General features: G+C 46.2%; 10 protein-coding genes and 1 pseudogene. 4 read left to right on the top strand and 7 right to left on the bottom strand.

The window, feature by feature from the left end:
• Positions 1-24 precede the first annotated feature (24 nt).
• Complete coding sequence (locus BCU07_RS16045; protein WP_017064940.1) at positions 25-609, top strand: TetR/AcrR family transcriptional regulator; 585 nt, start codon at positions 25-27, stop codon at positions 607-609.
• Between the two features lie 125 nt (positions 610-734).
• Here the strand turns inward: BCU07_RS16045 and BCU07_RS16040 are convergent, their stop codons facing one another.
• Complete coding sequence (locus tag BCU07_RS16040; protein ID WP_102429242.1) at positions 735-2,600, bottom strand: fructose-specific PTS transporter subunit EIIC; 1,866 nt, start codon at positions 2,598-2,600, stop codon at positions 735-737.
• A 342-nt stretch (positions 2,601-2,942) separates the two neighbouring features.
• On the opposite strand from BCU07_RS16040, the gene BCU07_RS16035 reads away from it, so the two are divergent.
• Complete coding sequence (locus tag BCU07_RS16035) at positions 2,943-3,245, top strand: PTS fructose transporter subunit IIB (protein ID WP_004732927.1); 303 nt, start codon at positions 2,943-2,945, stop codon at positions 3,243-3,245.
• 7 nt (positions 3,246-3,252) lie between these two features.
• Entirely contained in the window at positions 3,253-4,026 is a 774-nt protein-coding gene (locus BCU07_RS16030) for a PTS sugar transporter subunit IIA (RefSeq protein WP_102429243.1), read from the top strand.
• 155 nt (positions 4,027-4,181) lie between these two features.
• Here BCU07_RS16030 and BCU07_RS16025 read toward each other — a convergent pair whose 3' ends face one another.
• From BCU07_RS16025 to BCU07_RS16015, 3 genes and pseudogenes are all read right to left on the bottom strand, one after another.
• A complete protein-coding gene (locus tag BCU07_RS16025; protein ID WP_017061656.1) occupies positions 4,182-5,900 on the bottom strand; it encodes a sodium:solute symporter family transporter in 1,719 nt (572 codons plus the stop codon).
• Positions 5,901-5,960: 60 nt separating this feature from the next.
• Entirely contained in the window at positions 5,961-6,881 is a 921-nt protein-coding gene (locus BCU07_RS16020) for an IS5 family transposase (RefSeq protein ID WP_413286172.1), read from the bottom strand.
• Between the two features lie 199 nt (positions 6,882-7,080).
• Positions 7,081-7,212: pseudogene (locus tag BCU07_RS16015) on the bottom strand (sugar ABC transporter ATP-binding protein); the annotation flags it as partial.
• Positions 7,213-7,403: 191 nt separating this feature from the next.
• Between BCU07_RS16015 and BCU07_RS16010 the strand changes: the two are divergent.
• Entirely contained in the window at positions 7,404-8,741 is a 1,338-nt protein-coding gene (locus tag BCU07_RS16010; protein ID WP_102428706.1) for a Fic family protein, read from the top strand.
• Positions 8,742-8,782: 41 nt separating this feature from the next.
• Here BCU07_RS16010 and BCU07_RS16005 read toward each other — a convergent pair whose 3' ends face one another.
• The 3 genes from BCU07_RS16005 to BCU07_RS15995 all read right to left on the bottom strand — a co-directional run bounded on the left by BCU07_RS16005 (position 8,783) and on the right by BCU07_RS15995 (position 12,163).
• Entirely contained in the window at positions 8,783-9,913 is a 1,131-nt protein-coding gene (locus BCU07_RS16005) for an ABC transporter ATP-binding protein (RefSeq protein ID WP_102428705.1), read from the bottom strand.
• Positions 9,914-9,981: 68 nt separating this feature from the next.
• Positions 9,982-10,704: an HAD family hydrolase gene (locus BCU07_RS16000; RefSeq protein WP_102428704.1), complete on the bottom strand. Its 723-nt coding sequence runs from the start codon at positions 10,702-10,704 to the stop codon at positions 9,982-9,984.
• Positions 10,694-12,163: a CehA/McbA family metallohydrolase gene (locus BCU07_RS15995; RefSeq protein WP_102428703.1), complete on the bottom strand. Its 1,470-nt coding sequence runs from the start codon at positions 12,161-12,163 to the stop codon at positions 10,694-10,696. Before BCU07_RS15995 ends, BCU07_RS16000 begins: the two co-directional genes overlap by 11 nt.
• Between the last annotated feature and the right edge of the window lie 52 nt (positions 12,164-12,215).

The following is a 12,215-nucleotide window of genomic DNA, read 5'->3' as shown; positions in this document are numbered from 1 at the left end:
GTTCAGATTAATGAAGTAGATGTTATGGCTAAGACCGCTAAGTTCGATAGACAAGACGTAGTAGATAAAGCAACGAACCTGTATTGGGAAAAGGGCTTTCATGCGACTTCTATGCGCAACCTGCAAGACGTGATTGATATGCGTCCGGGCAGCATCTACGCGACGTTCGGCAGCAAAGAAGGTTTGTTTAAAGAGACGCTTGCTCGCTATACCGAACTTGGCATCCTGAATCTGAACCGCTTCCGCAGTGAAACAGACTCTCCAATCAAAGCGCTCGAAAGCTTCGTCAAACGTGCTGTGGTCGAATCAAAACAAAGTTCGCCAAATGGCATGTGTATGCTGGCAAAAACGGTAGCAGAACTGACTGATGAACACGCCGAATTATTAGAAGAAGCAAAGAAATCACTCAAAATCATGGAAGGTGAGTTCGCTAAGCTGATCGCAGAATCACAAGAATTGGGTGAGATAAGCAAAGAGCGTGAACCGACTCAGCTTGCTCGTCATGTTCAGGTTCAAATCGCAGGCCTGCGTACCTACGCCAAAACCTGTGACGATATCGATTTACTCAACTCAATGGTTGAAGACGTATTTAAGTACCACCCTTTTTAGCGTTTGACCTGACTGATTGGGCACAATACAAAAAGACTCCACTTTCGCCTTAACAGGTCTGAGCGGAGTCTTTTTAGTTTTGATCTAGTTAACTTTATAGATGATAAACTTTGCGGTTTAAAGAGTTACACCTTTCTCATGATCAACGCCTGAGCATTAAGCATTGCTTCCTTAGTACTGACATCTAAGGTTTTCACGTTCGCAAAGCGTTCAACTTCTTTAATCGCCACATCGTGAGCAAAGATCACCAACCTCGCCCTTTCAATGTCTTTCTGGGTAATGCGATTACCTATTCCGTTGGCACCTTGAGTTTCGACTTTAATCCGAACCCCAAGATGATGCGCCGCCTTTTCTAAAGACTTCGCCGCTAAGAAAGTGTGGGCAACACCAGATGGACAAGAAGTGATCGCCAATACATCTGCTTGCCCTTCTTCCGTTACCGAACCACAGGTCAACTGATTAGAATTCACTTCACCTTCGACCACGTTCTTCTTCAGAAGAATCACGATCAGGGCTGTCGTTAGAGCCCCCGCTAGTGTGCCAACGATATAGCCAATCTTGCCATCAACCACTGGCAACACTATCCATCCACCCCATGGTGCATGGTTCACTACATGGAACATAAAGCCAACCACGTTACCGACAATGCCACCAGCAACAACCGCAGGCAGAACGCGCGCAGGATCGGCGGCAGCAAAAGGAATCGCGCCTTCACTGATGCCAATCATACCCATGATACCCGCCGCTTTACCTGCTTCACGTTCGTCTCTTTTGAATTTCTTTGGCGATAAGAAAGTCGCTAATGCCATACCTAGCGGTGGCGTACAAATCGCTATCCCGACACCGCCCATCAACCATGGTTGAGTATTCACCTGAGTTTGGGCAAACAGCGTTGCTACTTTATTGATCGGGCCGCCCATATCAAAGGCCGTCATTGCACCTAAAATACTGCCCAATACCATTTTTCCGGAGCCTGCCATGCCCGTGAGCATTTGGTTCATCTCAAGCATTACTTGAGCTATCGGAGAACCAATCACCCACATCACCGCACCACAGGTAACAAAGGTGCCGACTAGTGGATAGATGAAGATCGAGCTCAGCGAGATCATGCTATCTGGCAGTTTGATCTTCTTGAGTAGATTAACCACAAAGCCCGCGAAGAAGCCGACCACAATCGCGCCGAGGAAGCCGGTATTGTATTGGTTGACCGCGACCCAAGAACCAATCATTCCGGGCGCTAAACCCGGTTTGTCGGCCATTGAATACGCGATGTAACCACCGAGCACGGCAGTAAACAGGGTTAACCCCGCGATGCCCATCTGTGCAATGTCAGCCAGAACGCCGCTCTCAGGCACTGCGCCATGACCCGACATCATTACCGACAAAGACAAAAGCACACCGCCCGCAACCACGAATGGGATCATGTGCGAAGTGCCATATAACAGGTGTTCTTTGAGTCTATTGAGAGATTGTGCCCAAGGACTGAGCGGCTCGACATACACTTCATGATGGCTAGAAGCGTAGCTGTCGAAGGAATCTGAATTGGCTTCGAGAAACAGCTCTTGAGCCTCTTCGACCGACTCGACTGCCTTTAATTTTGTAACAAAGCCATCTTCGATCAGTTTGGTCGAGATCTGAGCCAGTACCTCGATATGATGGTCGTCGTTGTTGTCTGGTGAAGCGAGCATAAAGAACACATCGGAGAGTTCACCGCCATCAGCACCATAATCAATGCCCGTTCGGCTAATGCCTACTGCGACAGCAGGTTTAGCGACGGCAGTACTTTTCGCATGTGGAATCGCAATACCATCATCAAAGCCCGTATTACCGATGGCTTCACGCTTCCAAATGTCGTCAAGGAATTCACGTTTATTGGAGAGCTTACCGGCACGGTCGAGCAGTTCAACAAGCTCTTCAAATACCGCCGATTTTGAGTCTGCTTGTAAATCTAAGCAGATGATCTCGGGCTCGATAATGTTGGTGATATCCATATGCTGCTCTGCCTCGCCTGATTTCAGACTGAAGTAATTACGTAAGTGATAAGGTTAATAAGATGAAAAGATTAACGGTGTGAAGGCACTCAATATATAGGACGAAAGGTGCATTAACTGGATTATTGTAACCAAGAACTCAGAGTGTGACTTTCACCTTGGAATAAAAAACGCCAATCCATAAAATCCACAGAACCCATAACAATATCGTCCCTCCGCCATGCGAGCTTTCTATACTGAAGTTCCCATACAAGATAGCTTTTGCAAGGTAGCTTCTGAAAGGTAGCTTCTGAAAGGTAGCTTTTGTAACGTAACAGGGACGAGATTAAGCCGAGAATAATAATGAGAATTGTAGCGGTAACTGCGTGCCCTACAGGCATTGCGCACACCTATATGGCAGCTGATGCTCTAAATAAAACAGCCCCTAAGTTCAACGTTTCAATCAAGGTTGAGACGCAAGGCGCTATGGGTATTGAAAACTTACTGACCGCCCAAGATATTACCCTCGCAGACAAAGTGTTGATCGTCTCTGATATCGATATTGAACAACCAAGCCGGTTCGACCCAGCTAAAACCGTATTCATTCCCATGGAAGAGGTGTTGTTGAGTGTCGATAAAGTCTTTATTAAGCATTGTCGAACTTAAACTTTTCATGAACGAATACCAGATCACCTTCTTCGTTAACGATCCTTCCGCGAACTCACATGTCGCGCAGCCCCTTACTCGATTAGCGAAGAAGTTCAAAAGCAACATCCGCATTATCAACATCACTCAAAATCGAACGGCTGATCTCTCCAAATCCGTTGCGATGCTGCAAGTAGGTTTACTTCGTGGTGATTTGTGTCAGATAACCGCGGTCGGTATTGATGCGGAGCTTGCCTGTTTCGTTCTCAAAGACATAATTGCAGAGCATTACGACATGGTTGGCTCACAGGTGAGCCATGAGTTCTCTAGCGATCTAATTCAGCGAATGCCACAAATATGCCCACCTTGTGATATCAAATGGCACCACGCTAAGGCGCAAACCCAACTGACCAAATTTGAGTGCTTGAAAGGGCTCGCTCACCTTGTTTACCCAGAAGACCCAGATGAATTGATTCTGGCATTTATTAAGCGAGAAGAACGCTCTTCAACCTGCGTGTCACCGGGTATTGCACTGCCGCATGTAATGTTTGAATCGACTCAAGATCTCTCGATTGCGGTTATCGTCAGTGACGACCCAATTGACTGGGCATCACGTATCGGCGAAGTGCATGTGGCCATTGCTCTTGTTCTGCCAACCAAGCCACAGCGTGAGCACATTGTCGCGGCGACCAACCTAACTCGAAACCTGCTTCACGATCAGGTCAATGAACGTCTGCAAAAGACTCGAAGCAGTGTCGACCTACAAGCCTTGTTGATGTACATCTCGTCACGCCTTATCTAATTCATCTCTTCTGGTCAAACTCAAAGCATCCATTAATCCCCCGTTGTGACACCTATCCAATCGTTATAAGCTCATTTTCTCATACAATAAAAAACGGCTGAGCATTAGAGCTCAGCCGTTTTATGTTTAATTACTTGTTTAACTGGTTAGCTAACTTAAGCTGTTTTTTTCGCTTGTTTCGCATCCTCAACCGAGTCGTCTACAGCTTTCACCAACAGCAAACCAACTACGAATACGATACCGCCACACAGTACGAACATCATTCTTCCCCAGAATGGGTTCGGTAGAGCAAACATCGCCATCACTGCCACACCAGACACTGCGATCAGTGAGCCCAGCATGTGACGTTGTTTGTTGTCCAGTTTCTTCTGTGCTGTTGATTCAGAAACCAATGGTGTCGCAAGGTTGTTGAAGAAGGTATCAACATCTTTCTGACGAGACGCTTCTAGTGGTTTGTAGAACAATGTCGAAAGAACAAAGAAGCCGCCAGTAAACACTAGGTGCGCAATCAGACCTACTGCAACTTTCAAGTCAGACCATTCGCGGCCTGTTAGAGGCTCTAGGTTGAACAAGTTTTGTAGCATTTCAGCGGTAATCACGAAACCAACGATGTAAGACACAATCGCACCGACCACTAGCGTACCCCAACCTGCCCAGTCCGGAGTCTTCTTAAGGAAGAAGCCACAGAATGCTGGAATGGTCATTGGGAAGCCAATAAGTGCACCCACGTACATCATGGTGTCGAACAAGCTCAAGCCTTTTAGCGAATTGATAAACAGCGCGATAAGGATGATAGCTAGACCGAAGAAGGTAGACATCAACTTAGACACAATCATCAGCTCTTTCTCTGTCGCGTTTGGACGAAGAATCGGTTGATAGAAGTTGATTACAAAGATTCCAGAGTTACGGTTTAAGCCTGAGTCCATAGAAGACATAGTTGCCGCAAACATCGCTGCGATTAGAAGCCCCACCATACCCGCTGGCATGTATTGCTCTACGAAGTAAAGGTAAGCGAAGTCGCCTGCTTTAGAGCCTGCGTCTGGGTAATGTGCTGCAAGGTCAACGCCTTGTCCTGCAACGAACCAAGGTGGCATGAACCAAATGATTGGACCGATGGTCATCAGAATACATGCCAACAGTGCCGCTTTCTTCGCGTTCTTTGAGTCTTTTGCCGCTAGGTAACGGTAAGAGTTCAACATGTTGTTGGTGATACTGAACTGTTTGAAGAAGATGAAGAATGCCCAAATTCCGAAGATGCTTACGTAGTTCAGATTGTTACCAGAAACGAATGATGCGCCTTCTGCTACAGGGAAATCGTTGATGATTTCAGTAACGCCACCACCTTGTACGATAGCCACTGCAGCACACGTTACGGTTACCGCCATGATAATAACCATCTGCATGAAGTCAGACGCGATAACCGCCCAAGAGCCGCCTGTCACCGACATAACAAGTACAACAAGACCAGTCAGAACGATGGTTGTCGTCATGTCGAAGCCAAAGATGCCCGATGCGATGATCGCCAAACCGTTCAGCCAGATACCTGCAGAAACAATACTGTTCGGCATGCCAGACCAAGTAAATACTTGTTCGTTGAAGCTACCAAAACGCATACGAATCGCGTCAATTGGCGTTACCACACGCAGTTGACGGAATTTCGGAGCGAAGTACAGGTAGTTCATCAGGTAACCAAATGCGTTCGCTAAGAAGATAACCGCGACAGCCATACCATCGGCATACGCTTTACCCGCTGCGCCAGTGAAGGTCCAAGCACTGAACTGTGTCATAAACGCAGTCGCGCCAACCATCCACCAAAGCATGTTACCGCCCCCGCGGAAATAATCACTGGTTGTACTGGTGAACGTTCTAAACATCCAACCGGCTTTGTTGCGTAATTAAATTTAAAGATAGAACAACCCCGTTTCGCGTATTTCTTAATCAATACGACAAGTTTCAGGCATACCTAACCCAGTAAGCTTGTTCAACGCTTTTATCATCGCGTAAGTTTCACCCACCTGGGCATTGTAATTTCTTAAGCTCAATCGTCCTCCTAGCAACTGTTTAACTCGATACATCGCTGTTTCTGACAATGAACGTTTGTGGTATCCATACCGCTCTTTCCAATACTTATTTGAGCCGTATAATTTCTGGCAACCCACGGCGAGATTTCGAGGATGACCACGCTCCCAGAAGGCTGCCCCTTCTCTTGGGGGAATAAGCGCAACGGCTCGCTTCATCTTAATAGCAGCGCGACACGCTCTCGTGTCGTAAGCGCCATCACCAGACACCTCAAGGATGCTTCGACGTGTTTGTTTCAGTAGGTTCGGGAGTACTTCACCATCTGTAACCGTTGATAAACTTAGCTCAGCGGCAATGATCTCATGAGTGCTTGTATCAACTGCAATATGCAGCTTTCGCCAGACTCTCCGCTTGCCATCCGTCCCGTGTTTTTTGACTTTCCATTCACCTTCGCCATAAACCTTAAGGCCAGTTGCATCAATGGCTAGGTGTTGTATCGCTCCTCTCGCTTTAGTCTTAAATGAGACCTCAACTTGCTTGGCTCTACGACTGATGTAGGTGTAATGCGGACAACTTAACGGCACATGGGCTAACCTAAATATCGAGTCGATAAATCCTTGCAGCGCTCTCAGTGGCATAGAAAAAACTCGTTTCACCATGAGTGCTGTCGTAATAGCTAAATCACTGAACCGACGTGGCCTCCCGCGCTTATTCTGTTTGCTTTGCGCCCACCCACTTATTGCTTCTTCATCGATCCAGAAGGTCAGAGAACCACGGTTAATGAGCGATTGGTTGTATTGCTTCCAGTTGGTTGTTTTGTAACAAGGTTTAGGCATAAGGCTACGAGAGAGAGTGGTGGTAGCTGATCAGATCGTAGGTTCTTGATTTAGTTCCATTGAATTACGCAACAAAGCCATTTAAAACCTGAAACAAGTTAAAAGATAAAATTACTACCCCCTAGTAACTAAAATCCCCATTCGTCTAGTCAACGAATGGGGATTTCTTTTTACAGAATAACTCGTAGGAGCAATAGAATCAGCTCTTAGGATCAAGCGTCTCTTCGGTTTCTAAATCGAATAAGTGACATTGGCTGGTGTTGAAATGAAGCACCGTTTCTTCACCACTGTTTGCCGTTCGATCTGCATCGAAAGGCACGCGTGCCACCATAATGCAAGTACTACTAAGCACCCACGACATACAGGCAAAAGTACCACTAGAACTAAACAGGTAATGATATGAAAGCATGCATGACGCTAAGTGGCTAGAATGGCACTACATAGTAAAGTGATAAGTCTGTTGACTATGATTCGGAGTGTGCAATACTGAGTTCATTAAACATTTTAAAAAAGTTTCACGTTATGCCAAATAAGATACAAGGGATAAGCATTCCACCCAAAAAACCTGACAATATGAATGATGTGTTCAACCTATATGGGCAAGTGCACCACGCTACACACGGATTCGATAGTAAAGGAAACTACCTACACTGGCATGACTTTCAATTTCGTTCCAAAGAGTTTAAAGGACAAGATAAAGAACTGGCCTGGCACGCTCTGAAACTTCAAAGAAGTATTTCACCAATACCACTCTGGGATGAAAACAAAGTTCTATTTAACATTAGTAGCATGAGCTTAAGCGCAAAACTCTTCAAGATTGACAAAGAGGCAACGCTGGAGCATCTTCAGCTATCAGCTCAAGATAGAAACTTTCACCTTGTGAAAGGCGTTATCATGGAAGAGGCTATAAGCAGCGCCCAACTTGAAGGCGCCGCTACTACTCGTAAGGTAGCAAAAGAACTACTAGAGACTCAGAGAGAGCCTAAAGATATATCAGAGCGCATGATAGTTAACAACTGGCGTCTGATAGAGATGGCTGACGAATTTAGAGATATCGAGCTATCTCCAGAGCTGATTAGAACATTCAATCAGATAGCAACTGACGGAGCTATTGAAAACGATCATATTGCCGGTGAGTTCAGGAATGACGATGTAATGGTGAGAAATGTTGCGACTAACGAAATAATTCACGAAGCACCAAAACCTGAAGATGTCCAAAAAATGATAGACATGCTTTGCTACTATGCAAATGCAAAGCACGAGACAGGTTCGGATTTCGTTCATCCAATAGTAAAAGCTTGTATTTTGCACTTCATGATAGGTTATATACACCCGTTCATGGACGGTAATGGAAGAACAGCAAGGGCTCTATTCTATTGGTTCATGCTTAAAAATGGTTACGAAAACTTCAAATACATTTCTATTTCATCACTACTTAAGGACGCCCCAAAAGCTTACGTTAAAAGCTATGTCTGCACAGAAACAGATGAAAATGATCTAACCCACTTTGTTGACTACCAATTGACAGTGATATTGAAGGCTCTTGAGAGGTTCAGCGCTTACATAAATGACAAGTTGGATGAAACAAGAGAAGTTCTTGAGATACTGGACAACTCCCCACTGAAGAAAGGACTACAACTTCAGCACTTAACCGTTTTGAAAAAGGCACTTAAGAATCCAGGAAGAACTTTTACGGTCAAAGAGATCCAAACTGACTTTAACGTCTCTCACACCGCTGCACGGGGCTATCTAGACAAACTTGTCAGTATGGGCCTATTGGTAAAATACAAGCGTGGAAAAGAGAACGGTTACATATCTCCAGCAGACCTTAAAGATATAATTAAATCAAGCAAATGTTGATATAGAAAAAGGCCTCGATTAGGAGGCCTTTTTCAACTCGTTTATTCAGTCAATGCTTCTTCGGTTTCTAAATCGAATAAGTGACATTGGCTGGTGTTGAAATGCAGCACCGTTTCTTCACCACTGTTTGCCGTGCGATCCGCATCAAAAGGCACGCGAGCCACCAGCTTATCTGCACCGAGTTTAAAGTAGAGATACAGCTCATTACCCATCGACTCAACCACATCAAGCCTGTGCGTTTGATTATTCACTTCCGCCAGCGGCGCATCGTGATTAGCCAGTTGAATGTGCTCTGGACGAACACCAAACCATACCCACTCACCCATCTTTTCACGAGCGATAATCTGCTTGTCTTGTGGCAGTGTCCAACGAGTCCCACTTTCAGAGACCACGTTCATCACGCCATCAATCTCATCCAATCTCACCTTGAGAAGATTCATCGCTGGCGAACCAATAAAGCCTGCGACAAACTTGTTTGCTGGGTACTGATAAAGGTTCATTGGCGTATCGACTTGCATAATCTCACCTTGATTCAACACACAGATGCGATCGCCAAGGGTCATGGCTTCCACCTGATCGTGTGTCACATAGATCATGGTGGCGTTCTGCCCTTCTTGCTTCAGGTTATTGTGCAGCTGTGCAATGCTGACACGAGTCGAAACACGCAGCTTGGCATCCAAGTTAGACAAGGGCTCGTCAAACAAAAACACATCTGGCTTACGCACCATCGCACGGCCAAGCGCCACACGCTGCCTTTGACCACCCGACATTTCACCCGGCTTATTATTTAGCAGGTGTTCGATATCGAGAGTCTTGGCTGCATCTTCAATTCGCTCATTGATTTCATGCTTTGGCAGCTTCTGTTGCTTCAGGCCAAAAGCCATGTTTTCGTACACCGACATGTGCGGATAAAGCGCGTAGTTCTGAAACACCATCGAGATACCACGATCTTTAGGTGGCAATTCGTTTACACGCTTATCGCCAATGTAGACATCGCCTTCTGAGATATCTTCAAGGCCTGCGATCATGCGAAGTGTCGTGGATTTTGCGCAGCCAGACGGCCCAACAAACACCATGAACTCACCTTCGCGAATATTCAGATCGACACCGTGCACAGCCTTAAAACCATTTGGGTAGGTTTTTTCTACCCCTCTCAGTGTGACTTCAGCCATAACCTGTCCTTAAATCAATTCGTTAAATACTATCTTTGCAATCTGTCGCGGACGTTTTAGCCACGTTCTTACAGTTGGTTGAGCTCAAAATGGGCGACTGATGCGATAACCAGATCCGCCACTGGCTCTAACTCGCTGTGTTGTGCAGTCCCCGTCAGAACACCGACACTGCTTGCGCCTGCATTGCGGCCAAATTCCATATCTGAAACCGTGTCACCAAACATGATCACTTCATGTGGCTCGATGCCACACTGTTCACAGAAGGCATTGAGCAGTGCTGGCGCTGGTTTAGGTTCGATATCGCCATCAGAATAACCAACATAATCGAACATCTCGCTCAAACCCGATTGCTCCAGTGTGTAGATGGTCGAGTCTTTGGTGTCTGCGGTCGCGATACCTAAAATCATGCCTTGCTGCTTAAACAGGTCAAGCTTTTCAGCCACACCCGGCAGGGCTTCAATCCAGCTTGGGTTCTCTTCCACTTCATCATTGAAAGCGGCTTTGGTCACCTTAGTGAATTCAGTGAGCGAGACATTCGGTTGCAGCATGTTGAACCACGCTGTTGCGGTATCTTCCACTGGATTTGAGGCTAATAGTCCATAGTTATCAACCACATCACCTTCAACACCGATAGCCAAGAGTAACTCAGCAGGTGTGACAGTTTGATTACCCTGATGCTGGTCACTGTAAGATTTCACACGCTCACAAGCACCACGAGAAACGTTAAGCCACATCTTGTGGAACTCTATCAATGTGCCGTCTTTATCAAATAACATCGCCTTAAACTTCATCACGGCTCATTCGCTCCATTAGTTCTCCCCAAGTACGCACTAGGGGTTGGTTAAATTCTGGTTGTTTGCCGTCGAATACGGCATTGATGCAGCCTTCAAACTCACGTTCGTCACATGCAGATTGAGTGCTGTTGATTAATGCAGAAGAAAGTTCTCCACGACGGATATCCACTCGGCACCAACGGTAGCCTTCATCAATATGGATACTTTGCAGCTCATCATTCAGAGCGATTCGTTCAACAATCTCGCCATCCACCACGCACTCAGCGTAGTAAAGGTTTTCTGAATCAGTGACAGCGATACGATAAGTGAGAGCCTGCCCTTGAGAGTCGTTGCCCGGCAGCAAATCACCTAAGTTGATGTCAAACTTCAGGCCACAGCGGCGCTCTAGGTAAACCTGCCCATTACGCAAACCAGACAAGATGCCTTCGCCGCTCAAACCATGGCTGTAAACGAAAGTTGATGGGTCACCGTAGATAGAAGGTTCATCCGATTTTGGATTGCGTTCATGGGGTTCAAGGTGTGAATCACTGCCGCCAATCGCCGTAATGCGTTGGCCACAATTCCACATTTCATTGAGAACCAATAACGCCTCTTCGGTCGCTTTTGGCGAGGTCGACCACGTTGGGTCACAACACACTTCAAACGTAGACACTTGGCTAAGATCCACTTGATCGTAATGCCAATGCCACGGCTTCATCATCGGGTGATTAATGCCAAGGGAACTGTGTCCACTTTTGGCTAAGTTCAATCCTGCTTCCATCGTCGCTTGGCTGCTGTGCTCAACGTCTCTAAGGTCTAAAGACTTAACCGGGCCATGCACATTAAAATGCCCGAGATCGGTCGTGACTTCTAACGCTGGTAGAAACAAACACTGTGTTGAAACGGGCAGCTTAGGCTGGCAAATGTTGTGCTCAGTGAAGAAGAAAAAATCGAGCCCTTGAGATTCAACAATATCTTTAGCCGCAGCCAAGGTATTGTGACCATCAGAAAGCTGAGTGTGAGCGTGTAAGTCGCCACGATACCAGCGAGAATCAGAACTCAGCATGTGGCTGTAATCGAACTCGATATCATGTTCACTTGTCACCGTTGGGTTCAGTTCTAGCTCAATATCGTTATTCACTAACTCATCAGAGCAAAGAACATCCACTTGATACTGCATCGCGCGCTCAGTGCGAAACTCACCTTCAAGGTTATAAAGTTCTAAGAACCACTCGCCCGGCGGGGTCACACCATCAATCGCGCCTAAGCCAGAGTTTTCCGGTTGGATAGTGAGTGACTTGTGCGCCTTTTCAAACAACACCTTGCCACGAAATGCTTGGTTGGCATCGTATGCCGCAGCGTATAAGAATCCTTTTTTCACCGTCGTACCAGTAATGGTTACGCAGTGAGAACCTGCTGGTACATCAAAGGGGATACGTACTCTGCCAAACGGCAGTTCACCTTGAAATTGGGTCATTGTCTTCACCAAATTCGTCCTAATTGAAGGACTGGGTCAAAAAGAGGCCCAC

This window comes from Vibrio sp. 10N.261.54.E10, assembly GCF_002877735.2.
Lineage (GTDB): Bacteria > Pseudomonadota > Gammaproteobacteria > Enterobacterales > Vibrionaceae > Vibrio > Vibrio crassostreae_C.
Note: the sequence above shows the minus strand (reverse complement) of the source record. Positions and strands in the feature narration are given on the sequence as shown.

Excerpts from the sequence above, each read along its gene's own strand:
- BCU07_RS16045 (WP_017064940.1), top strand. The coding sequence starts at position 25 with ATGGCTAAGACCGCTAAGTTCGATAGACAAGACGTAGTAGATAAAGCA.
- BCU07_RS16040 (WP_102429242.1), bottom strand. The coding sequence starts at position 2,600 with ATGGATATCACCAACATTATCGAGCCCGAGATCATCTGCTTAGATTTA.
- BCU07_RS16035 (WP_004732927.1), top strand. The coding sequence starts at position 2,943 with ATGAGAATTGTAGCGGTAACTGCGTGCCCTACAGGCATTGCGCACACC.
- BCU07_RS16030 (WP_102429243.1), top strand. The coding sequence starts at position 3,253 with ATGAACGAATACCAGATCACCTTCTTCGTTAACGATCCTTCCGCGAAC.
- BCU07_RS16025 (WP_017061656.1), bottom strand. The coding sequence starts at position 5,900 with ATGTTTAGAACGTTCACCAGTACAACCAGTGATTATTTCCGCGGGGGC.
- BCU07_RS16020 (WP_413286172.1), bottom strand. The coding sequence starts at position 6,881 with ATGCCTAAACCTTGTTACAAAACAACCAACTGGAAGCAATACAACCAA.
- BCU07_RS16010 (WP_102428706.1), top strand. The coding sequence starts at position 7,404 with ATGCCAAATAAGATACAAGGGATAAGCATTCCACCCAAAAAACCTGAC.
- BCU07_RS16005 (WP_102428705.1), bottom strand. The coding sequence starts at position 9,913 with ATGGCTGAAGTCACACTGAGAGGGGTAGAAAAAACCTACCCAAATGGT.
- BCU07_RS16000 (WP_102428704.1), bottom strand. The coding sequence starts at position 10,704 with ATGAAGTTTAAGGCGATGTTATTTGATAAAGACGGCACATTGATAGAG.
- BCU07_RS15995 (WP_102428703.1), bottom strand. The coding sequence starts at position 12,163 with ATGACCCAATTTCAAGGTGAACTGCCGTTTGGCAGAGTACGTATCCCC.